The organism is Sphingomonas sp. 3P27F8 (genome assembly GCF_005502745.1).
Classification (GTDB): domain Bacteria; phylum Pseudomonadota; class Alphaproteobacteria; order Sphingomonadales; family Sphingomonadaceae; genus Sphingomonas.
In genome coordinates this window covers 18,970-41,354 of record NZ_SCNL01000021.1, presented here as the reverse complement: position 1 = coordinate 41,354, position 22,385 = coordinate 18,970, and the positions used below count along the sequence as shown (strand labels likewise).

Genomic DNA, 22,385 nt, shown 5'->3' with positions numbered 1-22,385 from the left:
ACATTGGAGGATCTGGGCTTCATCTTCGTTCCTTCGTCACTACGACGAAGCCCAGATCCTCCTTAAATCACAACCTCAAATCTGTGCCATTGGTGCTGACGGCGGACAAGCAAGAACATCTGGCTACATTTTTCCGATGAGCTGCTGAACTGGGAAGGGGGCGAAAAGCTCATTACGCCAAAGTTCCCCTGGGAATTCGTGCAGGTGGGAAATTGCGGGTCGCCGATCGAGCTCGACGAAGGCTGGCTGGTGATGACCCACGGTGTCGGCACGGTGCGAAACTACTGCATCGGCGCGTGTCTGCTCGACAAGAACGACCCATCGAAGCTGCTGGCCCGCACGCCGCGCCCGGTGCTCTTCCCCAGTCCCCACGAGCGAGACGGTTACGTGCCCAACGTCGTCTACAGTTGCGGTGCGATTGTTCAGGGTCGGACGATGTTGCTCCCTTATGGCGTGGCGGACAGCTTTACTGCCTTCGCTACGGCATCGATCGACAATCTCCTCGATGTGATGGAGTAGGTCACTTTGGCTCACAGGGAATAGTCGGCCGCCGGGTGGAGAATTCTTGTTCCGGCCGGCGTGAGACGCGCCCGGGCGGCGGGTCATCTCGCACCTGTGGTTATTGCTCGGCCAGAGCGGGATCAGGCGCGAGGCAAGCGAGGATTGCCATGATCGCGGTTCGGGTCTCCGCCACGTCTCGTACGGGGATTACGTCGATTCCGGCTGCGCGAACGGGATCGTCATTGCCACCGGGATAGATCGCGTCCCCCATGAACAGCATGGCCGACTGCGGAATGCCGGATTCCTCGGAAAGACGGCGCATTCCGTAGGCCTTGTCGATACCTTGGCGAGTAATGTCGATGGAGGTTGATCCTCCCACGTTGACGGACAATTCCGGCAGTCGTGATCGAAGCGCCGCCTGCAGTGCCTTGCGCTTGGCGAAGTCGGGATCCCACGCTTTCTTTGCATCGAGCGGCGCCTCCTGTCCAAGTCCAGAGAAAGTAATCTGGCTTCCGCGGTCCTCGATCCGCTCGCCCCATATCTTCTCGTGCGCCAGGTCCATCTCGTCCAGAGCCTGTTCAAACGCGCGCAGAATGCGCTGGCGTTCGTCGGGGTCGAACACATCAGCATAGACTGGTTTCCAGCTGCTCTCGAAACGGTAGAGTTTGGTGCCCGTCGTCGGCATAATGAAGAGCTGCCGGAGGTTGGCACTGCTCGGCAGCAGCGACACGACTTGCGCTTCGAACTGCGGCCAGTCGCCACCGGAGATAACCGCGACGCCGACGAGATCGAGCAGCGCGGCAAGCAACTCGACCATATTCTGGTCGATCGGCTGCTTGCTTTCAGCCAGCGTGCCGTCGAGATCGAAGGCGAAAAGTCGCTTCATCGGTGGACTCCAATCAGGGTGCGGTCGCTCGGCAGGTAGGCGGCGCTAAGGCACGATCGCCGGCTCTGGTGGATCTCCGAACGCGATGCGCCTTTCCAAGATGCCGCAGCGGATCCGCCTTTGGCCCGGCTCGTGCGGCGCTGCACATTTTTTGCGCGCCACCTCGTCGCGCACATCGATGGCGCGACCGACAATGGCTGGATCATCTCGCAGCCTCCGTCTGGATGATATTGTCTATCGCCTGGGCAGCGCCGTCCTCCTCGTTCGACACAGTCACCTGGTCAGCGGCTGAGCGGACCGCGTCGGGACCCTGTCCCATCGCAATTGAGAGGCCAGCGCGCGCGAACATTGGAAGGTCATTGCGCTCGTCCCCCAAGACGGCAACGTTGGCGAGCGGCACTCCGATCGCGGCTGCCAGGGCGGCGACGCCATCACCTTTGTTGGCCTGGGCGGCGGTAATGTCGAGATAGTAAGGCTGTGAACGGCCGACAGTCGCAGAGCGTCCGAGCGCTGCCGCGATATCGCCGTCAAGTCGCGCGAGGAGTGCTTGGTCGTTGCTGACGCCGACGATCTTGTCAGTGTGTGCGAGCAATCCCGCGAAGTTGTCCCTGATTATCGGCTCGATGTTTGCCGCGCGGCGCTCGCGCGGAACGTACACATCGTCGGCCGCGCGTGCGTACCAGAGGCCGCCCGTGAACAGCCAGGGCGTGACGGCTGGGTGCTCGAGCAGGGCGAGCGTCCGCGCGGCGCACTCGGGATCGAGTTGGTCGGCCGAGATGACAGCCCCATCCGTCTCGACGATCGTGCCGCCATTGAAAGCGCCGATGACGCCCGGGAGTTCCAGCCGTCTCGCGATCCAAAGCATGCCGCTGGGCGGGCGAGCACTGATCAGGCTCACCGCAATACCAGCTGCTCTGGCGCGTCCAACTGCAGAGATGACGCCTTCGGAGAGGCTTTTGTCCTGGCGGACGAGCGTGCCATCTATATCGGAGACGATCAGGCGAATAGGGCTGCTCATCCCAGGTGATGCCAGCGTCGATGCGAGCGGTGCATCAGCGCATCCGCACTTTCTGGGCCGGCGCTGCCTGCGGCATAGTCCTCGGGAGTGCCCTGCGTCCACAGATCGAGGAGCGGCTGCACAGCGCGCCAGCCACCTTCGATTTGCGCGGCGCGCTGAAACAGCGTCTGGTCGCCGGATTGCACGTCATACAGCAAAGTTTCGTAGCCGGTCTGGTGGCCAACGTCGAAATGGTCACGGTAGCGGAAATCCATTGCCACTGGCGCAGTGTTCACGACGAGCCCAGGCCGCTTGACCACAAACTCGAGGCTGATGCCCTCGTCGGGCTGGATTTGCACCACAAGACGGTTGGGGGGCAGCCGGTCCACCACCGTCTCCTGGAAAAGCGCCAGCGGCACGTCGCGGAATTGGACGACGATCTCGGTATCACGGGTCGCCAGCGCCTTCCCGGTGCGTAGATAAAAGGGCACGCCCGACCACCGCCATGTCTCTACGTGCAACTTGAGTGCGGCGAAGGTCTCCGTGCGGCTGGCAGGGTCCACGTCGGGCTCGTCGAGATAGGCGGGAACGGCCTTGCCAGCGACTGAGCCCGAGCAATAGCGCCCGCGAATGGCCTCGGCCGGGTCGATCGGCAGGATGGCGGCAATCACCTTCTCCTTCTCCGTGCGGATCGCATCGGCATCGAAGCTGATCGGGGGCTCCATCGCTATCATCGCCAGTAGCTGGAAGAGATGATTGGGAACCATGTCCCGCAATGCGCCGGTGGCGTCGTAGAATCTGCCGCGGGTGCCGACGGTCACTGCCTCGGCCGCCGTTATCTGGACATGGTCAACGTAGCGGTTGTTCCAGACGGCCTCCATCATGGTGTTGCCGAAGCGTGTGACCATGATGTTCTGCACGGTCTCCTTCCCAAGGAAATGATCGATCCGGTAGATCTGGGACTCGCTGGCGCGGGAAAGGATTTGCCGGTTCAGCGCCTGCGCGGAGACAAGGTCGGTCCCGAACGGTTTTTCGATCACGACGCGGCGGAAACCATCGGTCTCGGTGAGCAGTCCTGCATCGCCGAGCTGATTGACGACGGTCCCGAAGAAAGTCGGCGCGGTGGCGAGGTAGAATATCGCGTTGCCGGCGAGTTGGCGGCCGAGACCCTGATACATTGCCGGGTCGGCGAAATCGCCTTTCAAATAGCGGATACGACTGCGGAGCCATTGCCAGTTGGCATCGTCCTCCACGCCTTCGTCAAGCGCCGCGCGCAGCTGTTCGTCGTCGATGTCATGATGGCTGACACCGACGAGCGCCAAATCCTCCTTCAGCAAGTCGGCCCGAGCGAGGTTGACGAGCGCGGGTATCAGCAAGCGGCGGGCGAGGTCTCCGAGTGCGCCGAAGATAACGAAGGTGGCAGAGGGCGCAGTCGGAGCATCGCTCATTGCGGCATCTCGACATGGCCACCGAAGCCGAACCGCATCGCCGAGAGCAGCTTGTCGCCGAACGTTGTGTCGACGCGGCTGCGGTAGCGCGCGAACAGTGCCGCTGAGAGCACGTAGGCAGGGACTGCCTCCTCCATTGCCGCCTCGATCGTCCAGTGACCCTCGCCGGAATCCGCGACCTGGCCGGAGAATTGTTCCAGCATTTGGTCCTTCGCGAGCGCCGTTGCGGTCAGATCGAGCAACCACGAGGAGATGACGCTTCCGCGACGCCAAACTTCGGCGATGTCCGTCAGGTTGAGGTCGAAGCGCTCGTCTTCCGGCAGCTTGGCCGATGACTTGCCCTTCAGGATGTCGAACCCCTCAGCATAGGCCTGCATCAAGCCATATTCGATGCCGTTGTGCACCATCTTGACGAAATGGCCCGAGCCGGCGGGACCGGTGTGGATATAGCCCTTCTCGGCACGGGCATCCTCGTTGGGATCGCCGCGATCCGGCGTGCGTGCGATCGTCCCGAAGCCTGGTGCCAGGGCCTCGAAGAGAGGATCGAGACTGACGAGCGTCGCAGCATCGCCTCCGATCATCATGCAATAGCCTCGGTCGAGGCCCCACACGCCGCCTGAGGTGCCCACATCGACATAGTGGAGCCCCTTCATGGCGCACAGCTTCGCCCGGCGGATGTCGTCCTTGTAGAAGCTGTTGCCGCCGTCGATGATTATGTCGCCTGGGGAGGCGAGGCCCATCAGCGTCTCGATCGTGCTCTCCGTCGGCGGTCCGGCTGGCAGCATCACCCAGAAGATGCGCGGCCCCTCCAGCGTGGCTGCGACCTCCTCAAGCGAAGCGGCGGGGGTCGCGCCTTCGCCGGCCAGCATGGCCACCAGCGGCGGGTTCCGATCATAGGCGACGATCTCGTGACCGCCGCGCATCAGACGGCGCGCGATATTGGCACCCATCCTGCCGAGGCCGATCATCGCTATACGCATCTGCTCATGCCTCAGCTTTCTGTACGGCATCCATCGCCAACGGACCGATGGAGTCGGTCGCGGACCTTTTGAGCGCTCGGGCCTTTTCAGCCGGCTGAGCCGATACCGTCGTCATGGATTTGGGCATCCACAGGAAAGCTGAGCTTCTGGGCGGTCTTCGGGAAGACCTGTTCGGACCCCGTTGGGTACCCGCCTGAGAGGCTTAGTACCGGCCGCGCAGAGTTCGACTACGCGTGCCGCTCTGCTCGACGAGCTATCCTGTTCGGCCGTGCTCAGGATCGCGGTCAGTGCGGAAAGATATGCGAGCGTCGATTCAGCGCCTTGGTTGGCATTGCGCCGGTCTGGATGGAGACCATCGAAGCAGGCGCCTCGTTCGACGTCCACGACGGGGATGCCAAGGTCGTTTGCCCCGAGAAACCAATTGAAGGCCCGGCGCGCTTCGCGCTTCCACCGGACGTCGCTGGTGACTCGGGCCGCGGTAAGGCATGCGCTCACCGCTGCACAAGCCTCGAGAGGCTGCTGGTCGAACGGCTGCGGGCGCCGCCTGTCGCTTCCAAATGTTTCGGTTCCGATCGGCCGAAAGTGCCCAGCTTCAGCCGTCTGCAGCGTCATCAGCCAGCGCAGCGTATCGAGGCCGGCATCAAGGTGAGACTCGTTGCCAGTGTCATGGCCGCTTTCGATGAGAGCTTCACACAATCGGGCATTGTCATAGCCGAGCCTGTCTTCGAACCAGATCCAGTCGGGCGCGGCGGCGTCAGACCAACGTTGGAACAAGCGATTGGACAGTTCTCCTCGCAGCTGTTCCAGATTGCGATGGCCCGGGAAGCGCCGGAGAAGCTTTGAGATGCCGAGCAGCCCGTAGGCCCAGGCACGCGGCGTGGTCAGCGCTACCAACGCCGGCGCCATCTCCAGCAAGCGCGCGGCGGCCCATCCGTCCAGGAATCGATCGTCTTTTCGCATTGCGACCGCCCCCAGCGCCCAGACCGTGCGGCCATGCGCGTCGTCGGCTCCCGCATCGTCGAGCCATGTGCGGTCGAACCCCATGAAATTGTGGACGCGGTTATCCTTTGGCGACCAGGCGTGCTCAACGAATGCGGCATATGTCAACGCAAGCTGCTCCTCGTGTGGAGTAAGAGAACGCAGCGTCGATAGTTCGGAGAGAAGCAACAGCGCGCGCGCGTTGTCATCGAGGCAATAGCCGTGTCTCCGGTCCGGAACCGCGAATTTTGTGTGCTGGGTTACGCCGACCATGTCGGTAAGAGCGGCGAGATGGTCCGTGTTTATCGGTGGAAGCGCCCTGTTCCAGGCTTCGTCATTTACAGGACGTATAGCCCGAGAAGCGCCGGAGCGTCTTTCAAATCGGACATCGGAGAAGACTTTCAGGTACTGCTTCGCCACGCTCGACCAGATCATCGCGCGACCGCGCTCGTACGCGCGGGTTCTAATCTCGCTACGCGACGCGCCATCGACGATCAATCGAGCGACGGCAGCTCCGAGTGCATCCGGTTCCGAAAAAGGCACCAGCACGCCACAATGGTCGGCGAGCAGTTCCTGCGCATACCAGAAGGGCGTGGAGACGACCGCTTTACCAAGGGCAACAGCGTAAGCGAGCGTTCCTGAAACGATCTGCGCTTCATTGGGGTAAGGCGATAGGTAGATATCGCATGCAGCCAAATGGTCGAGCAGCTCATCCAGTGAGAGATAACGGTCGACAAAGCAAATATTCTCGATGACGCCGAGTTCGGTTGCGAGTGCAACGAGGCTATCGCGATAGCGTTCGCCTTCATCCCTAACGAGGTTGGGGTGGGTCGCGCCGACAATCATATAGAGCAGATTGGGATGGTCGCGAACGAGTGCCGGCACTGCGCGAATTGCCGTTTCGATACCTTTGCCTGGACCAAGCAGGCCAAAGGTCATCAACAAGGTCCGGTCTGCAAGTCCCAGTTTGTGCTTCGCCATCGCCGGATCGATAAAGGCGCGGTCCGGAACGCCGTGGGGTATCACGGCGATGTGCTCGGTCGGGACATCATAGACGTCCTGCAGAATGCGCCGTCCTTTGTCCGCCATGACGACGAGGCGGGATGAGTGTTTGATGATGCCATCCATGACGCGACGTTGTGCAGGGTTGGGGTTGGCCAGTACGGTGTGCAGCGTCGTGACGATCGGAGCGTTGAGGCCGCTGAGAAGGCCAAGGATGAATTCACCGGCCTCACCTCCGAAGATCCCGAACTCGTGCTGAAGAGAAACGAGATCGACGTTCGACACGTTGAGGAAGTCGGCGGCGACTGCATAGGACGCGGGCGAGGCCTGCTGGATCTCCAGGGCGACATCGGGCGGATAGGCGTAAGTGTTGGCATCGTCCGTCAACGCGATCGTCATTGAAGAGAGATCGGAATCGCAGTTCTTCAACGCCTGCTGCAGATCGTTGGTGAAGGTGGCGATGCCACACTGCCTTGGAATGCAGGTTCCTACGACAGCGATACGCTTGAGCGGGGGAATGATCACAGAGTGGTTCATGCTCGACCTCAAATATGAAAATATCTCTCAGAGCGGCTCATGCCGCCTTGGGGGCCGCGTCCGCTGCTCCCTCGTGTTCGCGCCGCGGCAAGACGACGGTTGCCGAGCAATGGGGTTCATGATCCGACCGTGTTGTCGGGCTTCGACCACCGTCCAGAGTCAAGGCCAATATTCTGTCTCCACGCCTAAGCAGCTTGGACACAGGATTGCGCGGCCGCGCCGGCCTGACGGCGTTAATGCTGGCGCGGTGACTTGGGCGATTGGCTTGCATTTCTTCGATTTATGGCAAGCACACACACGTCGCGTTACGTAATGTGCGCAGGACTTGCTGACCGGCGTCGCCTGAGCCAGGCCGCGCGTCGGCCGGATTCACGATGCTGAAATTGCTGAGGGCGGAACGCGTCAATCTCGTGCCAAGCTTGATCTGTGCGTGCGAGCGCTGGATCGCCAGGGGATCATCATCATTTATCGCGCGGTCGGGGCGATCCACGAAACTGTGGTCATTATGGCAACACCGACCATGACCAGACAGGCTGCGCCACCGAGCAGTTGCAGCCGCCGAGGAATGGGCTGGCCGTTCATCGCTTCGGAATCCGAGCCGAGCCATATCACCAGGGCAATAAGTGGGGCTGCAACAAAGCCGTTGACGACAGCACTCCATAGCAATGCCCTCATCGGATCGATCGAGGAGAAGTGCACAAGCACACCCAGCAACCCCGCGGCAGCAATTACGCCATAGAAGGCCTTGGCCCGCCCAGCGCTTTGCGCAAGGCCGGTCCGCCAACCAAATGCTTCAGAAACGGCATAGGCCGCAGAGCCGGCGAGCACCGGAATGGCGAGCATGCCGGTCCCGATGATTCCGACAGCGAAAAGCGCGAAGGCAAAATCGCCTGCAAGCGGTCGAAGCGCCTCGGCCGCTTGAGCAGCCGTATCAATCTGGGTGGTTCCAGCGACATTCAGAGTTGCGGCCGTCGTCACGATGATGAAGATGGCAATGACGTTCGAGAACAGCATTCCGAGCCAGCTGTCCAGTCGGATACGGCGCACTTGCCAGTCTGGCCCTGGCTCCGCATCACCAGCGCTGGCCAGGCCCGCTTCTTCGGCTTCCTGCGAGGCCTGCCAAAAGAAAAGATAGGGGCTGATCGTGGTGCCAAAGATCGCCGCCACCAGCATCCACGCTCCCGAGCCGGGCATGGCTGGTACTACAAGCCCGCGCAAGACCGAGCCCCAGGATACATGCACCACAAATGCCGTCGCCGCATAAGCCAGGAGCGCCAGGGTCATCCATCGCAAGAGCCGGGCATATCGCTGATAGTCCACAAACGTCTCGAGCAATGTTGAAGCAAGCGCAAAGACGATCACCCAGGGGTGCGGGGGACCGCCGCCTATGAGAGACATCGCCGAGCCCATTGCACCCAGGTCGGCCCCGAGATTGATGATATTTGCGATGAACAGGAGGAGGACAACGAGCCTTAGAACGGGTGATGGACAACGACGACGAATGGTTTCAGCCAGCCCGGCGCGGGTACTTCGCCCTATTCGACCACAGATCTCCTGCACGGCCGCGGCAAGCGGCCAGGTGAGAAGCATGGTCCAGCCAAGCATATATCCATAAGCCGCGCCGGCTTGCGCATAGGTTGCAATCCCGCTGGGATCGTCGTCGGCGGCTCCGGCAATAAATCCTGGGCCAAATATTTGGCGGATGCGTCGCAATCGGCGGGTGCGAGACGCCTTTGGGCGTGGAGCTTTCATCAAAGGGCCGTCCTGTTGGGAATCCGGCTCGCGCGCCAACGGGGTTCTCGTGCACGCTGGTCCCATTTTTCCAGTTCTTTGGTCGGCCGGTTACGGATCCTTGAGTTCGGTTTCGTGAATGTGGTCTGCGGGCAGCGGCATTTTCGCGCGAACGGACGTGGCGCGAGGAAAAGCTGTCGGGCAGCGCCCTTTCCAACTCCGGGAAATCCTCGAATTGCTCTTTCGGGCTGGAGTAAAGCGCGCGTAGCGACTGTTGCCGGTACACCCCTATGACGGGTCAATGGACCTTCACCATGCCGACACCCTTGATATTGTTGAATGAGTCGGTCTGGTGACACGCGAAGCACTGCTCCACGCGGGCGCTCTTCTCGCCGGTGATCGTCTTGTCCATCATTTCGAAGTGCATCATGTTATGGCTCGGCGGCGGCTTGTGGCACTGCGAACATTCGGTTGATTTGGGGCTGGGGTGGAGAAATCCGCTGATCTTCCAGCTGCTCGTGAGATGGCAGCTGGCGCAGTCCGTGCCGAAGAAGCCCTTATGCGTGTCCCGGGGGGCATGACAGGACTGGCAGTCGAGCCCCGCGGGATGGTTCATGCCACGCTGGGCGATCTTCTCGAGTACGGCATGATCCATGCGGACCGGCCGAATGTCTCTCCCCTGATGTTCGACATGGCAGCCGGCGCATTCCGTGACGTTAACGTGGAAGGCGGTCTCCGGCTTCATAAGCAATTCCGGCGCCGACGCATGGCAGGCAATACAGGTTTCGGCCTTGATCCCGCGATTGGGCGTGTGACAGCTCTCGCACTTGCCTTCGAGAAATGCATGGGCGTTCGATAGCGGCCCGGGTCGAACCGACGACGCCCATTGCGGCAGCGCGGTGCTGCCCGAGCGGTAGATGGTGAGGGGGACGGCGATCGCGGCGGCCACCGCGAGCGTCGCAAGGATCAGATAGACGATGGTCGTCCGGTTCATGGCCACCACCGCAGGCCGAAGTAGATGCTGCTCCAGATGTGCATCGTCAGCAATCCGTACATGATGATCGCCGCGACGATATGCACGACGATCCACCTGTCGAGCGTGGCCTTGATGACGTCGCGTGCGGTAATCGTGAATTCGAGATCGGCTATCGCGCCGAGCAGCGAGTCCAGCGGCAGTCCTGATGGATCAACGATGTTCTGACCGTGCAGATCGGCCGATACGGCCGCCAGGACGTCATAGCGGTCGCGCAGGACCTTGAGTTCCTTTTGCTGAAACCGCAATTCCTGGCCGACCTGCGCCAGATAATATCGGCCGATGAAGCCCGTGACGACGACTGTCAGCATCGCGATCACGAGGGCGATGCCGATCGGACTTTGAAACTTGTGCCCTGAATGGATAATCCCGAGCAGCGCGCCGATCGCGCCGGCATACACATGGAAACTGAGCAGTCCGCCAAGCGAGACGAGACGCTGCGTGCGCTGCTTGACCCACGCCTGCCGCTTCACGATGCTGTAGACGAGCAGGAGCACGAAAAGCAGGGCGGCGGCGATGCCGAACAGGCCTCCCGCCAGGCTCCCGGGGAACCGCGGCGCGGAATGCAGCAGGAAGGCCGGGACCAGCAGCGCAAGAGCGGTCAAGAGAGCGCCGACCGTTACTTTCTCGGTTTCGGTCATCTCAAGCGTCCACCACGAGATCGCCCACCGATTTTGCCTGGCAGGCGAGGATGATACCGTCGGCCTTCTCGTCGGCGGCGAGAGCGTCTTCCACTTCCATCGTCACTTGGCCCTGCCGCAGCGGGACCTTGCACCTTCCGCAGATGCCGACCCTGCATTCATAGTCGATGGCCACGCCAATGGCCTCCGCCGCCTCGAGCACGGACTGATCGGGTGCGAGTGCACCGCTTTTGCCGGACTTCGAAAAAGCGATCGTCGCCTGCGCGGAAGGAATGGCGGGCGGCGTCTGCGGGGCGGCCGATGCCGAGCTGTCGGTCGCGGTCTCCGCCGGTTCATCTTCAAGGACGGGTCCGCCCTTGGGGGGCGCGAATTCCTCCGTCTTTACCTGCTCCGCCGGCACCTTGAGCTGCGCAAGCGCCGCCTTCACCGCGTCCATCATCGGCGGCGGGCCGCACAGGTGAACGCGCCTGCTGGCGATTTCGGGAACGGAAGCGGCGATGAAATCGGCCGTCAAATAACCGGAAGGCCCGGCCCAGTCGGTCCCTTCGGGCTTTGCGACGATGGAGACGATGTGAAGCTTGTGGTGGCGCCGCGCCAGATAGTCGCATTCCTCGCGAAAGATCAGATCCGTCGGCGTGTTGACACCGTAGAGGAGGTAGATGTCGTGTTCATAGGAGCGGTCCGTCAGGCTGCGCAGCACACTCATCATCGGTGTGATGCCGACTCCGCCGGCGATCAGGACGATCCCCTCGGCTTCCTTGCCGGTGAAGAAGAACCGGCCCGCGGGCGCCGCAATCTCGAGAAGGTCGCCCGTAGCGGCATGATCATGGAGATGGCGCGATTCCAGCCCATATTGTTCGCGCTTGATCGTGAGCTCGATATAGTCGCGCTGTGTGGGCGACGACGAGATCGTGTAGGATCGTCGGACCTTCTGGCCTTCGATCTCCGAGGTGATCGAGGCATATTGGCCGGGCAGGAACGTGAACGGCATCGGCCCGCGGTTCGGTTCCATGAGCCGGAACGTCTTGACGCTCGGGGTCTCGTCGAAGATCGCGGTGATCCGCAGGACGCCTTTCCACAGGCGCGGCGCTGCCGGCGTGGCGCTGCCGGGCGTAGCTGCGCCTGCAGGAGCAGCGGGCGCCGGCACGATGGGGGCCGGGGCCGGAGAGGTGGCCGGACTGGCCGGTGGTGTAGCCCCGCCTGGTGCGAGCCGCTCCACCAAGCTTGCGATGCGGCGCAGCCGCGCCCATCGGAGTAGCAGCGCCGCAACCAGAGCCGCCGCCAGCAGCGCCATCGCGATCAGGTGCCACCAGGAAAGGCCCGCCAGCTCGTTTCCGTATGCCATCTGGTCGCTGACGGCAAAACCCGACTGGGTCTTGAACCAGCTCAGGGCAATCTGCCGGGGAGGGCGGCCCTCTTCGAGGCCCCTGAGCGCGCCTGCTCCGCTGTCCGCGAGTGCGAGGCCTTCGCGGGCGCCCCTGATCGCATCCTGGGCTCCTTTCGTGTCGTTCGACATGAGAGCGTGGTGAAGCCGGGCTTGCTCCGCGGTCAGGACCTCGGCGCCCGACCCCAGGCGGGCGAGAGCCGCGGCGCGTACCGTCCGTCGTGCCTCATCGGTCAGGACGGGCCAGTCCATCAGCGAGGGGTAGAAGGGTTTGGCGCCGCCGTTTCCACAGCATCCCGCCGGTCCCGCGCCCATTTTGGTACCCGGCGACGGCACCATCATCCCTTTCATCATCGCCGCCATGGGATCGGCAGCTTTCGCCGCGGCCGGAGCTGCTGCCCCCATCACGTTGCCCGCTGGCATCGCCGCTGGCGCGGCGGCTCCGCCCGCTGGATGATGCGACGCGTGCTCTGACTCGGCCATCTGCGCCGACGCTGGCGGTGATCCGGAGATCATCGCCAGCGCGAGTGCGATACCGCTCGTCCTCAAAGCCCGCGATAGCTTGAGGCCGGTGATGTTGTTGTGAGGGCGCGTCACCTGAGGACTTCCTTACATGTCATCCTTCATGGGCATCGGCTTGTCCGCGGGCATCGGCGCCGGCTTCGCGGTGGCGGGTTTCGCATGGCGGCGGTGCGGGGCTGCCTTGTGCTTGGCCATCGGCATCTTCTTCATGCCGCAGCATCCGGCCTTCTTTGCCATCGGAGGCATGGCCGCAGGCATCTTGTCGTCCTGCATCGGCATGCCGGCCATGCCTGGCATCGCGTCGTGCTTCTCCATGCCGCCTGCCGGCATCGACCCGTTGGCGGAGGGCGCAGACTGGGTCGACGGATGGCCGGTGGTTTGCCCCTGGGCCGAGGCGATGGCGGGCGACAGCACGATTGCACCCCCTAGGGCGAGCGCGCGCAAGCGGGAAGAACGCGTCATGATCATGATCAATACTCCATTGCTATGACCGGCCGAACATCCGGCTGGCAACGGCCCCGAGGGACCACAAATCGATTTTCGCCAATATACGTAGTTTCCTGTTTCCCCGGCGTTGTCGCCCGGGCGCCCGGAGCCGGCGCCGATGCTCAATCATCGCGCGGGGTTCCCGTCGCCCGCTGCCAGGGCCAACGACCCTTGATCTCGACCTCTAGCGAGAAACTCAGGAAGGTTCGTATCAGCACAATGCCGGCAAGGACCGCGAGACTGCTAAGCGTTGGCTGGATCGCGATAGTGTTGATGATGTCGGCCGCAACCAGGAATTCGAGTCCGAGAAGAATGGCTTCACCGAGGCTCGACCTGAAGTTGCCGACGACATGTTGGTCGATCGGACCTTTCAGGGATTGCTGCAGGAATCTGATCAGCGAAGAACCGGCGCCCACGACGATGATCGCCGTCCCGGTGACTTCGATGGCACGCGTGATCCAGTGGATGCCCTCCACAATGAGGCTCTCGGTCATCACGGACACCTGTGCATCACGTGGCGAACTCTGCGACCTCCCAATGCGACGAGGCGATCGGGTTCGCGTTCGATGATCACCATGCGTTTGTCAGGCCGCCCCGGGGCGACTGTCTCTGGCCGCGCCAGGGAATAAAAGATGATGTCACCGCGTTCGTACCACGTCCCGGTGGCCTGCGGTGCACGGTCGGGCAAACTGATCTCATTATAAGATCCATCCGCCCGGAACTCCCAGGCTGTACCGGTCTTGCACCCGGACCGGGCGTCGAATGACCAGATACCGATGAGATCCGTCTTCGAGCCCAAATGCTGACCGGGCAGATGCTCGGCAACAGAAGGCTGGGCCAGGCCGCCAACCGCAGCGATAACAGCCAAGGCTAAACTTGCTCGGCTGAGGAGCGCGCGCGCTTGGCGCCGACTTGCCCAAAGCAGCAGTAAACCCAAACGCTGCAAAACAGGTCTCATATGGACGCCTTCACTGCGCGGGCGGCATGAGGGTCGCCGTCGCCAGGTGGGCTTCCCCTGGGAATGCTCGCGAGATGCGCGAGGATCGGGCAATCCGCGATGGGAATGTCGATCGAGCATTGGGCGGACAGGGCGGACAGGGCGGTCTTGATGCGGGTCAGATCATCGATACGGGTGGTCGCTTCATTTATCTTGCTCTCGGTGATGGCCAGGACATCGGCGGTTGTCGCGGTGTCGGACGCGCGCAAATCGAGCAGGCTTCCGATTTCGCGAAGCGTGAAACCCAGCTGCTGCCCCTTGCGAATGAACCGCACGCGCTCGAGATCGGCGTCGCCATAGGTGCGGTAACCGGCAGAAGACCGGGCGGGCGGAGGAAGCAGACCGTTGCGCTCGTAATAGCGGATGGTATCGGGACGGATGCCGAGCGCACGCGACAGCTTTCCGATCGTGAAATATGTCATGGCGCGTCTCCGTTGCCGCGACCATTCGAAAGGTCGCGGCATTATTCCTTCGAATTGGTCTTGCTCAGGTCGGGCAGTGCCGGGGTTTTCAGCCTGCTCGGCTTACATATCCTTCATCGGGGCGGACTGACTGTTGTCGGGCGTGCTCGTAGGCGGGGCGCCATTGGGCATCATCGGCCCACCCCGGCGCATGTCGCTGTGGTCCATATTCTGACGGTGGCGCTCATCCATATCGGCCGCCGTGTTGTCGGTCCCGACAGAGTCCGTGGCGGCGGCGGTGTCGTTTTCAAGAGCGCCGGGCGCGCTTGCAGAGGCATTGGAGGCAGCCTGGTTTTGCGTGCCGTCCGTCTTCTTGCCGCACGCAGCAAGCGTTCCGAGAAGCGCAAGGGCTGTGAGCCCCGAGACGATCTTCCCGGACGTATTCGTGAGGTGAGTCTTCATGATGTGTCTCCGAATGAGAGTGAGCGGTCGAACGCAAATCCCGTCGGACGAGCTTGATAAGCGTGCTCGACCGACAGATCAGGGTGTCATTGCTGCTTGAGAATCTGCAGGCAGCGATCGTGCGAGAGATTCATCGGGTTGCGCCCCTGTCCCTTCATCTCGTTGTGATCATGGGGCGTCGCGAGACCCATATTGTCTTCCATGGCCTTGCAGCTCGCGATCTGCGCGCTAGTCGGCGGAAGGGTCGCGCAAGCGCCGAGCAGCGCCAGTGGTAGCAATCCCAGCGAGATAGAGTATTTCATGTTCAGTCCTTCCCTGTGCAGGTGGTGTGGTCCTCTCCCACGGACATTTGTTCTGGCTGATCTGCGGCCAATTGAGACAGCCGCCCGTCCCGAACCAGAAAGAGGATCGGGCAAGGGTCGCTTTCGGCTTCGTGCGAGGGCGCTTCACCCAGCTGCTCAAGGCCTGTTTCGATAAGCTTGAGCTGTTCCACCCTGACCAGTGCTTCGCGCAGTTTGACCCGCGTGACGGCGAGGATATCCGACCCGGCGAGGGCGTCTCCGGCCCGCACCAGCAGGAGCGCGTGCGTTTCGGTGAGGGTGTAACCGAGCCCCTGTGCAGCGCGAACGAACTTGATGCGTTCGACGTCTGCAGGATGATAGACGCGGTATCCTGCACTGGTCCGTTGCGGAGCGGGGAGCAGGCCGGTGCGCTCATAATAACGTATGGTGTCCTTTCGAACGCCGGCAGCCTCGGCCAGCTCACCGATTCTAAGCCGTGACATGGCAAGTCTCGGAGGCACAGTGCCGCTTGGACCTAGGTCCAGGGTCAAGAGAAATATTTGGACGTCGGTCGATCATCGCCGCTCTCCTGTCCGCTCAAAGGCCGCGCGACTTTTCGTCGCTTGCGGCCGCCATCAGGCATCATGGGGAGCGGCAAGCCCCTCCCCGGCACGCCCTTATTTCTTGCGGAGCTCGACGATGTCGTGAACTGCGGGAGCGCCGTCGGCGACGCTCACATGCGCAAAATGGTCGTCAAATATATGATCGACCCTGACGTGGCCGATGAGGTCTCGGCGATAAGCGGGGCCGCTTCCTTTGTAGCCGGAGCCGGGCAGCGTCTTCACGCGATAGACGTCAAGCACCTGTCCGACTGTCGCGCCATCTGCTTTGCCAACACACACGATCGTTCCGGTCGTGTCCTTGCCGATGATCGATCCACGCATAAAAAAGCTGTGGCCGATGCCGGTCGCCAGAGCGGGGACCGCGCCGGCGAGGGCGATACTCGCCATGGCCATCGATTTTGACTTCTTGAAGCGCATCTCGATTCCTTTCAATTCATGTCTCGTGCACCCAGGCCGGTGTTCGTCGCTTGGTTGCGAGCGATCGTGCCGGTCTCGTTCTGCAGCGAGGTGGCGTTGATGGTGGGGACGGCGGTCGCCGTCCCCGCTGCCGACTTATTTCCTGCGGAGTTCGACGATGTCGTGGACCTTCGGCGTGCCGTCGGCGATGCTCACATGCGCGAAATGGTCATCGAAAATGTGATCGATCTTGACGTGCCCGACGGCCACGCGCCGGAAGCCCGCGCCGGGGGTCTTCGAAGGTCCAGGTGTGCTTTCCACACGGTAGACCTCGAGGACCTGGCCTACGGTCGCGCCGTCGGCCTTACCCACACAAACGACCGTTCCGGTCGTGTCCTTGCCGACGATCGATCCACGCATGAAAAAGCTGTGGCCGATGCCCTGGGCGTAGGTAGGCGCGGCGCCGAGCACGGCGAGGCCTGCAAGCGCGATGGTGATCTTCTTCTTGAGCAACATGGTGGAAGCCTCCTTGGCTGAGTTTACAAGACCCGCCGAGGAAAACTGGCGGTGAAGAACCTTTCTTCGCCACCAAGACTATGGACCCGGCTCCCGACTCAATATGCGTAATGTTACGAAGCCCCATCAAAGCTCCGGGCAAACCCCGTGCCAAAACGTCGTCGCACTAATCGCATCTTTTGATACGCTCCCGCTACTAGCGGGTTGTGCTCTGGCGATAAGGGGTACGCGTACTCGATGGCCTGTAAATTAGGGCGATTCTCGCGGTCCAGGGTGCCGTCGGGCGGTACAAGGATCAAATCACTCACGCCCGCAGTATGCAACAGGATCATCATAGCTGCTCGGGCCGCTCAAGGAATTGATAGCGACAAAGCCGGTCGACATCAGGGCGCCCTCAGAACTTGGCCGGTTAAGCGTCGCCGCCCAAGAGCCTGGCTGAACAATGCAGAGGTACGGCGCAGCGGAAACCCGGCTATGATCAAAGTTGAATGTCCATCCTCCCGGTCATACTCCAGGTGATCTTGGATCCCTTTGGGTATGAAGTGAGTTGCAGGCATGCCCCCTTGGCAGCCGAGGAGGGTGAGGAGCCTAGAGGTAGGACGGAGTCGGTCAATGGAAGACAAGAAGAATGGCATGGGCATAGGCATGGGCTATGGCCGGTTCGTGGCGATGATTGCGACGTCTACGGTCGTGATGTTCGGGCTGATGTATCTCAACACCTATGCGCTGAGCCATGTCCAGTTCAGCCAGACGCGCACCTGGATGGCGCTCGTCATGGGCGCGGTCATGGCGGTGATCATGCTCAGTTTCATGTGGGGCATGTACAAGAACACCCGCCTCAATATCGGCATCCTGCTCGGTAGCGCTGCCATTTTTGGTTTAGCGCTTTGGCTGGTGCGGAGCCAGGAAACGGTCGACGACGTCTCCTACATGAAGGCGATGATCCCGCACCACTCGATTGCGATCATGACCAGCGAGCGCGCGCACATCAAGGACCCCGAGGTTCGAAAGCTGGCCGATGGCATCATCGACGCGCAGGTACGCGAGATCGCCCAAATGAAACAGATGATCGCGCGCCTGCAAGCTAACCCGGCGCCGGATGGCGCTCCGGACCTGCCCTCCTATCGCGATCGCGGTGCGTCGCCCCCGCCACCGCAAACCGACGAAAGCACCGGAATAGATACACGAAAGCCGATTTCCTGAGGTGTGTTCTTCGAAGTAAACAGGATGGGCACATGATCGGGTACTGTCGGAAAGGCTTCGTCATGCGCATCTTGCTCAAATATCCAGCGATCGACGCTCTTCGCGAAAGAAGCAGGATGGTGGAAGTATGACCGACATCGAGCGCAGCGGTCCGAGTGGCGCCAAAGGCGCTTCTGAGATCGTCCTCGTCACCGGAGCGAGCGGTTTTATCGCCGCGGCCCTGATCGCCCGGCTCGGCGAGCGCTACACGGTCGTCGGTCTCGATCGCGCCGGTCCGCCCGAGCCACCACCGCCCGCCGCCGCTATCGACATTGATGTCGGCTCGGATGAAGCGGTTCACGCTGCGCTCGAGGAGGTTCGCGCGCGATACGGCAACCGCATTGCTTCCGTCATTCATCTCGCCGCGTATTATGACATTTCTGGCGATCCCAATCCGCTCTACGACAAGGTAACCGTCCAAGGGACACGGCGGCTGATCGACGGACTCCAGTCGTTCGATGTCGAGCAATTCGTCTTCGCCAGCACGATGCTGGTCCATAAACCGACCGCCACTCCGCAGGAGCGCATCAACGAGGAATCGCCGATCGGTGCCTCCTGGGCGTACCCGCAGTCCAAAGTCGACACAGAGGCGCTGCTGCACGAGCGTCACGGACGGATACCCGTCGTCTACCTGCGACCCGCAGGAGTCTATGCCGACGAGGGACGCTCAGCGTTCCTCGCACAGCAGATATCGCAGATCTACGAGCACCGCCTGATCTCGCATTTCTATCCTGGCATGCTGTGCGCGGCGCAATCATCGGTGCACCGCGATGACCTGGCGGAAGCCGTGGTGCGCCTGGTCGATCGGCGGCACGATCTTCCGTCTGAACTGCCCCTGCTCATCGGCGAACCCGATGCCCCCGGCTACGCCGAAATCCAGGACATCGTCGGCGAGGCGCTCCACGGCGAGGGCTGGAAGACGATCCGCATCCCGCAGCCGCTCGCGAAGGCTGGTATCGTTCTTCAGAACGAGGCACTCGGCGACGACGATTTCATCCAGCCCTGGATGATCGACAGCAGCAACGACCACTACATTCTCGATATCTCGCGCGCACGGTCGCTACTTGGATGGGAGCCGAAGCACAGTCTTCGCGAAACGCTTCCGACGATCGTTGCGGCGTTGAAGCGCCACCCGCGCGCCTGGTACCGGAACAACAAGCTCAACGAAAACCTCGTCGCCTGGAACGACAAGTCCGATCCGAAGCCGGCCGAGCTGGACCATAACCCGCCTGAAGCGGCAGCCGGCGCGATGCCCGGCATGGAGCACGGAGCTAAGGACCATGGCAACATGGATCATGCCGCTGTGGGGCACGGGGCTGGGGACATGGCGATGTCCAGCCACGGTGCACATGGCGATCACATGGCCATGATGGACCGCGACGAGCGCCGTGCGCGCTGGGCGCTCTACGCCAACATCGGCCTCGGTCTGTGGCTCGCCTCGAGCCCGCTCATCTACGACTCCATGACCGCGCAGCGCGTCGGTGAGGCGGCGCGGTTCGTAACGGTCGATCGCGGTCTGCCGTCGATCGAGTGGCGTGCAAGCGCGCTGGCCGTAAGCGATCTTGTCAGCGGGCTTGCCATCGCGCTGTTCGGTGCGCTGTCGCTTGTACCACGCACCAAGACGTGGGCTCAGTGGGCGGTCGCATTCGTTGGGATCTGGCTGCTGTTCGCGCCGTTGATCTTTTGGAGCCCGAGCGCGGCGCAGTACAACAACGATTTGCTCATCGGCTCGGCTGTGATCGCGCTGTCGGTGCTCGTGCCGATGATGCCGGGTATGAGCATGGCAGGGATGATGGACCCCAAGAACATCCCACCCGGCTGGACCTATTCCCCGTCTACCGATGCCCAGCGGCTGCCGATCGTCGTGATGGGTCTGATAGGTCTTCTTACCTCGCGCATCCTGACGGCATACCAACTGGGCCACATCGATAGCGTCTGGGAACCCTTCTTTGTCGGCTCGTTGAGCGATCCGCGCAATGGTACCGAGGAGATCATCACGTCTAACATGTCAAAGGCGTGGCCGATTCCCGACGGCGGTCTCGGCACCATCAGCTACGTGCTCGAGATCCTGATGGCGGTGATGGGCACCCGCGACCGCTGGCGCACGATGCCGTGGATGGTGACCTTCTTCGGCATCCTGGTCATTCCACTCGGCGTGGTCAGCATCTATTTCATCATCAGCCAGCCCATCGTCATTGGCACCTGGAGCACGCTGGCGCTGATCGCCGCCCTCGCCATGCTGATCATGATCCCTTTCGCGCTCGACGAGGTCATCGCCATGGGTCAGTTCCTTGTGTGGGCGAAATGCCGCGGCAAGCCGCTGATTCGCACCTTCTTCCAGGGCGACGCGAGCGAGGCCGGCAGTGAGGACGCCTCCGACCTGATGTCGTCGCCTGCCGCATTTTGGGCCGATGCAAAGCGGGGGCTGACCCTGCCGTGGACGCTGGCGGTCAGTATCGCGCTCGGCGCATTCCTCATGCTCACACGGGTGACACTGGGCAATGAGGGCGCCATGGCGAACAGCGACCATGTCATTGGTGCCCTGGTCATCACCGTCGCGATCATCGCCACCGCCGAAGTTGCCCGCGCCGTGCGCTTCATCAATGGCGCGCTCGGCGCCTGGCTGGTTGCTGCCCCTTTCCTGCTGACGGGGGCCGGCCACCTGGGAACGATCGTTTCGGTGATCATAGGGCTCGCCCTCGTCGGTCTCAGCCTTCCGCGCGGCAAGCGCAGCGCTGAACATTATGCGAGCTGGGACAAATATGTGATCTGAGGGTCGCTCTGCTCGACGTGGAATTGAACAGGAAAAGATACGTCACGTCTGTTGGGAATGCGGGACTCCGAACGGTCAACTTACGGCCGTGCGACCGGGTCGCTGAGATGTGAAATGCGGCCTGCTCGGGTGCAATAATGCTTTTCGACTGCATAAATCGACGCGAGTGCGAGAGGTCTGCAACGACCCTGGATTGCCCATCGACGAATGTCGGTTCGTGATCGCTACGGTAATCTTGCGACCGTCTGCCACTTTTTGAGGGGTAGGCGGCGGTCGCGCGTATTATGAAGAGTGGTAGCCTTGATGAATGGGTGCGGTGAAGGACGATATGAAACTCAAAGTCGCATTGTCGTTGGTCCTTGCGTCGGTTTCGGTCGCCAGCGCGGCGGCGACGCCTATCGTGGTTCACCGCGATCCGGGCTGTGGCTGCTGCGCGCAGTGGGCGGCGCAGGTGCGTAAGCAGTTCGGGCGCCAAGTAACCATCATCGACGATCGCCAGCGCTCCAGCTTCCAGCGGACCCAAGGCGTTCCTTCGGGCCTGTCATCCTGCCATACAGCGATTGTAGACGGCATGGCATTCGAGGGTCATGTCCCGATTACCGACATGAAGCGCGTCCTTGCCCAGAAGCCGCGCGGCGTGCGTGGACTTGCGGTTGCCGGGATGCCGATGGGCTCGCCGGGGATGGAAGTCCCGGGGCAACACGTGGACCCCTATAATGTCGTCGCCTTCGGTCCAGGTGGACAGCATGTCTTTGCGCGTCATGGCGGACGATGATGTCGTTGTTCTACGATAAGGACGGGTGTAAGAAGTAACGGCTGTGAAACGGGTACTGCATCTCTTCCTCCTGCTGGGAGCCTTGGTTGGCCTCATGGGCCAAGCGGCGGCCTATGCCTCTAACCCGGCCCCGGTTTCCGCGCCGATGGCGATTTCGGGAATGAGCGCAGATTGCATGAATGCGATGGCTCAGAAACAACAGCCCTCGGGCAAGCCCTGCAAGGGGCTGACGCTCGACTGCGTCGCATCAATGGGCTGTGTCGTTCCGATGGTTCTGCGCGACGCGCCGCGCGTCCCGGCATCGCCGGTGGCTCACGGAGCTATGGCATTCTGGACCACGACGTCGACCCTGCATGGCAGTGATCTGACCCCCGAGCCTGAACCACCGACTATCCTTGGCTGATCGACCACAGCCGTCAGGCTGACAGGATCGGTGCGCCTATCGCGCACTCAAACATCCTGTCCGATCTGCGGCTACCACGATGATTTGCCAAAGGATTACAGTCATGAAAAACCGTGTTTTCTACGCCCTGCTGGGCGTAGCCCTTGCCGCGCCTGCCGCCGCATTCGCCGGCCAGCCCGACCACAGCCAACAATCCGGTCATTATGAGTGGAAGTCGGTTCCCCAATATGGCCCGCGCGCCACGGGACCGGCTCAGCGGCGCGTCTGGGTGCCTGATACCGCGAAGATGGCCAACTGCGACTGCGACATGATGAAGATGAGCTCCGCGGATTGTATGAAGGAGATGCATGGCATGATGTCTCCGTCCGGCGCCTCGGCTGGCTAGCAGCA

At 62.0% G+C, this 22,385-nt stretch carries 23 protein-coding genes and 1 pseudogene; 6 read left to right on the top strand and 18 right to left on the bottom strand.

Annotation, left to right across the window (positions count from 1 at the left end; translation table 11 throughout):
* Window positions 1-99 precede the first annotated feature (99 nt).
* Window positions 100-519, top strand: a pseudogene (locus FFS35_RS18125) (glycosidase); the annotation flags it as partial.
* 100 nt (window positions 520-619) lie between these two features.
* Here FFS35_RS18125 and FFS35_RS18120 read toward each other — a convergent pair.
* From FFS35_RS18120 to FFS35_RS18035, 18 genes are all read right to left on the bottom strand, one after another.
* The gene (locus tag FFS35_RS18120; protein ID WP_024018495.1) at window positions 620-1,387 is read right to left on the bottom strand and encodes an HAD-IIB family hydrolase; all 768 of its coding nucleotides are present in this window, start codon (window positions 1,385-1,387) and stop codon (window positions 620-622) included.
* A gap of 202 nt (window positions 1,388-1,589) precedes the next feature.
* Window positions 1,590-2,405, bottom strand: a complete 816-nt coding sequence (locus FFS35_RS18115) for a Cof-type HAD-IIB family hydrolase (protein ID WP_024018496.1) — start codon at window positions 2,403-2,405, stop codon at window positions 1,590-1,592.
* A complete protein-coding gene (zwf, locus tag FFS35_RS18110; protein WP_024018497.1) occupies window positions 2,402-3,832 on the bottom strand; it encodes a glucose-6-phosphate dehydrogenase in 1,431 nt (476 codons plus the stop codon). The genes FFS35_RS18115 and zwf overlap by 4 nt, the downstream gene beginning before the upstream one ends.
* A complete protein-coding gene (gene gnd / locus FFS35_RS18105; RefSeq protein ID WP_119750000.1) occupies window positions 3,829-4,842 on the bottom strand; it encodes a phosphogluconate dehydrogenase (NAD(+)-dependent, decarboxylating) in 1,014 nt (337 codons plus the stop codon). Before gnd ends, zwf begins: the two co-directional genes overlap by 4 nt.
* Before the next feature lie 81 nt (window positions 4,843-4,923).
* Complete coding sequence (locus tag FFS35_RS18100) at window positions 4,924-7,329, bottom strand: glycosyltransferase family 4 protein (protein ID WP_024018499.1); 2,406 nt, start codon at window positions 7,327-7,329, stop codon at window positions 4,924-4,926.
* A gap of 465 nt (window positions 7,330-7,794) precedes the next feature.
* On the bottom strand, window positions 7,795-9,081 hold the full coding sequence (locus tag FFS35_RS18095) for a divalent metal cation transporter (RefSeq protein WP_052028229.1): 1,287 nt from the start codon (window positions 9,079-9,081) through the stop codon (window positions 7,795-7,797).
* Window positions 9,082-9,358: 277 nt separating this feature from the next.
* Complete coding sequence (locus FFS35_RS18090; protein WP_024018501.1) at window positions 9,359-10,054, bottom strand: cytochrome c3 family protein; 696 nt, start codon at window positions 10,052-10,054, stop codon at window positions 9,359-9,361.
* Window positions 10,051-10,734: an iron reductase gene (locus FFS35_RS18085; protein ID WP_024018502.1), complete on the bottom strand. Its 684-nt coding sequence runs from the start codon at window positions 10,732-10,734 to the stop codon at window positions 10,051-10,053. The genes FFS35_RS18090 and FFS35_RS18085 overlap by 4 nt, the downstream gene beginning before the upstream one ends.
* Before the next feature lies 1 nt (window position 10,735).
* On the bottom strand, window positions 10,736-12,715 hold the full coding sequence (locus FFS35_RS18080) for an FAD-binding oxidoreductase (RefSeq protein WP_024018503.1): 1,980 nt from the start codon (window positions 12,713-12,715) through the stop codon (window positions 10,736-10,738).
* A 12-nt stretch (window positions 12,716-12,727) separates the two neighbouring features.
* Window positions 12,728-13,108: a hypothetical protein gene (locus FFS35_RS18075; RefSeq protein ID WP_024018504.1), complete on the bottom strand. Its 381-nt coding sequence runs from the start codon at window positions 13,106-13,108 to the stop codon at window positions 12,728-12,730.
* 140 nt (window positions 13,109-13,248) lie between these two features.
* Window positions 13,249-13,620 (bottom strand): DUF1622 domain-containing protein, encoded by a 372-nt coding sequence (locus FFS35_RS18070; RefSeq protein ID WP_024018505.1) that lies wholly within the window; start codon window positions 13,618-13,620, stop codon window positions 13,249-13,251.
* Window positions 13,620-14,084 carry a hypothetical protein gene (locus FFS35_RS18065; RefSeq protein WP_031308715.1) on the bottom strand — a complete coding sequence of 155 codons (465 nt, stop codon included), beginning with the start codon at window positions 14,082-14,084 and terminating at the stop codon, window positions 13,620-13,622. Before FFS35_RS18065 ends, FFS35_RS18070 begins: the two co-directional genes overlap by 1 nt.
* Window positions 14,081-14,545: a heavy metal-responsive transcriptional regulator gene (locus FFS35_RS18060; protein WP_024018507.1), complete on the bottom strand. Its 465-nt coding sequence runs from the start codon at window positions 14,543-14,545 to the stop codon at window positions 14,081-14,083. The genes FFS35_RS18065 and FFS35_RS18060 overlap by 4 nt, the downstream gene beginning before the upstream one ends.
* A gap of 102 nt (window positions 14,546-14,647) precedes the next feature.
* Window positions 14,648-14,986 carry a hypothetical protein gene (locus tag FFS35_RS18055; protein WP_137788266.1) on the bottom strand — a complete coding sequence of 113 codons (339 nt, stop codon included), beginning with the start codon at window positions 14,984-14,986 and terminating at the stop codon, window positions 14,648-14,650.
* A gap of 86 nt (window positions 14,987-15,072) precedes the next feature.
* Complete coding sequence (locus FFS35_RS18050; RefSeq protein ID WP_024018509.1) at window positions 15,073-15,288, bottom strand: hypothetical protein; 216 nt, start codon at window positions 15,286-15,288, stop codon at window positions 15,073-15,075.
* Window positions 15,289-15,290: 2 nt separating this feature from the next.
* Window positions 15,291-15,770 (bottom strand): MerR family transcriptional regulator, encoded by a 480-nt coding sequence (locus FFS35_RS18045; protein WP_082679233.1) that lies wholly within the window; start codon window positions 15,768-15,770, stop codon window positions 15,291-15,293.
* A gap of 174 nt (window positions 15,771-15,944) precedes the next feature.
* A complete protein-coding gene (locus FFS35_RS18040; RefSeq protein ID WP_137788265.1) occupies window positions 15,945-16,307 on the bottom strand; it encodes a hypothetical protein in 363 nt (120 codons plus the stop codon).
* A 135-nt stretch (window positions 16,308-16,442) separates the two neighbouring features.
* A complete protein-coding gene (locus FFS35_RS18035; protein WP_024018512.1) occupies window positions 16,443-16,802 on the bottom strand; it encodes a hypothetical protein in 360 nt (119 codons plus the stop codon).
* Between the two features lie 612 nt (window positions 16,803-17,414).
* Between FFS35_RS18035 and FFS35_RS18030 the strand changes: the two genes are divergently transcribed.
* The 5 genes from FFS35_RS18030 to FFS35_RS18010 all read left to right on the top strand — a co-directional run bounded on the left by FFS35_RS18030 (window position 17,415) and on the right by FFS35_RS18010 (window position 22,380).
* Window positions 17,415-18,005 (top strand): DUF305 domain-containing protein, encoded by a 591-nt coding sequence (locus FFS35_RS18030; RefSeq protein WP_024018513.1) that lies wholly within the window; start codon window positions 17,415-17,417, stop codon window positions 18,003-18,005.
* Between the two features lie 127 nt (window positions 18,006-18,132).
* Window positions 18,133-20,817 carry a vitamin K epoxide reductase family protein gene (locus FFS35_RS18025; RefSeq protein WP_024018514.1) on the top strand — a complete coding sequence of 895 codons (2,685 nt, stop codon included), beginning with the start codon at window positions 18,133-18,135 and terminating at the stop codon, window positions 20,815-20,817.
* Window positions 20,818-21,145: 328 nt separating this feature from the next.
* Window positions 21,146-21,592, top strand: coding sequence for a DUF411 domain-containing protein (locus FFS35_RS18020; protein ID WP_031308719.1), 447 nt, complete (start codon window positions 21,146-21,148; stop codon window positions 21,590-21,592).
* A 43-nt stretch (window positions 21,593-21,635) separates the two neighbouring features.
* On the top strand, window positions 21,636-21,995 hold the full coding sequence (locus tag FFS35_RS18015) for a hypothetical protein (RefSeq protein WP_024018516.1): 360 nt from the start codon (window positions 21,636-21,638) through the stop codon (window positions 21,993-21,995).
* Window positions 21,996-22,098: 103 nt separating this feature from the next.
* Window positions 22,099-22,380, top strand: coding sequence for a hypothetical protein (locus tag FFS35_RS18010; protein WP_024018517.1), 282 nt, complete (start codon window positions 22,099-22,101; stop codon window positions 22,378-22,380).
* Window positions 22,381-22,385 lie beyond the last annotated feature (5 nt).

Excerpts from the sequence above, each read along its gene's own strand:
- FFS35_RS18025 (WP_024018514.1), top strand. The coding sequence starts at position 18,133 with ATGACCGACATCGAGCGCAGCGGTCCGAGTGGCGCCAAAGGCGCTTCT.
- FFS35_RS18120 (WP_024018495.1), bottom strand. The coding sequence starts at position 1,387 with ATGAAGCGACTTTTCGCCTTCGATCTCGACGGCACGCTGGCTGAAAGC.
- FFS35_RS18100 (WP_024018499.1), bottom strand. The coding sequence starts at position 7,329 with ATGAACCACTCTGTGATCATTCCCCCGCTCAAGCGTATCGCTGTCGTA.
- FFS35_RS18050 (WP_024018509.1), bottom strand. The coding sequence starts at position 15,288 with ATGAAATACTCTATCTCGCTGGGATTGCTACCACTGGCGCTGCTCGGC.
- FFS35_RS18055 (WP_137788266.1), bottom strand. The coding sequence starts at position 14,986 with ATGAAGACTCACCTCACGAATACGTCCGGGAAGATCGTCTCGGGGCTC.
- FFS35_RS18085 (WP_024018502.1), bottom strand. The coding sequence starts at position 10,734 with ATGACCGAAACCGAGAAAGTAACGGTCGGCGCTCTCTTGACCGCTCTT.
- FFS35_RS18095 (WP_052028229.1), bottom strand. The coding sequence starts at position 9,081 with ATGAAAGCTCCACGCCCAAAGGCGTCTCGCACCCGCCGATTGCGACGC.
- FFS35_RS18090 (WP_024018501.1), bottom strand. The coding sequence starts at position 10,054 with ATGAACCGGACGACCATCGTCTATCTGATCCTTGCGACGCTCGCGGTG.
- FFS35_RS18020 (WP_031308719.1), top strand. The coding sequence starts at position 21,146 with ATGAAACTCAAAGTCGCATTGTCGTTGGTCCTTGCGTCGGTTTCGGTC.
- FFS35_RS18040 (WP_137788265.1), bottom strand. The coding sequence starts at position 16,307 with ATGCGCTTCAAGAAGTCAAAATCGATGGCCATGGCGAGTATCGCCCTC.
- FFS35_RS18065 (WP_031308715.1), bottom strand. The coding sequence starts at position 14,084 with ATGAGACCTGTTTTGCAGCGTTTGGGTTTACTGCTGCTTTGGGCAAGT.
- FFS35_RS18070 (WP_024018505.1), bottom strand. The coding sequence starts at position 13,620 with ATGACCGAGAGCCTCATTGTGGAGGGCATCCACTGGATCACGCGTGCC.
- gnd (WP_119750000.1), bottom strand. The coding sequence starts at position 4,842 with ATGCCGTACAGAAAGCTGAGGCATGAGCAGATGCGTATAGCGATGATC.
- zwf (WP_024018497.1), bottom strand. The coding sequence starts at position 3,832 with ATGAGCGATGCTCCGACTGCGCCCTCTGCCACCTTCGTTATCTTCGGC.
- FFS35_RS18060 (WP_024018507.1), bottom strand. The coding sequence starts at position 14,545 with ATGACATATTTCACGATCGGAAAGCTGTCGCGTGCGCTCGGCATCCGT.
- FFS35_RS18075 (WP_024018504.1), bottom strand. The coding sequence starts at position 13,108 with ATGATCATGACGCGTTCTTCCCGCTTGCGCGCGCTCGCCCTAGGGGGT.
- FFS35_RS18035 (WP_024018512.1), bottom strand. The coding sequence starts at position 16,802 with ATGTTGCTCAAGAAGAAGATCACCATCGCGCTTGCAGGCCTCGCCGTG.
- FFS35_RS18010 (WP_024018517.1), top strand. The coding sequence starts at position 22,099 with ATGAAAAACCGTGTTTTCTACGCCCTGCTGGGCGTAGCCCTTGCCGCG.
- FFS35_RS18045 (WP_082679233.1), bottom strand. The coding sequence starts at position 15,770 with ATGTCACGGCTTAGAATCGGTGAGCTGGCCGAGGCTGCCGGCGTTCGA.
- FFS35_RS18115 (WP_024018496.1), bottom strand. The coding sequence starts at position 2,405 with ATGAGCAGCCCTATTCGCCTGATCGTCTCCGATATAGATGGCACGCTC.
- FFS35_RS18030 (WP_024018513.1), top strand. The coding sequence starts at position 17,415 with ATGGAAGACAAGAAGAATGGCATGGGCATAGGCATGGGCTATGGCCGG.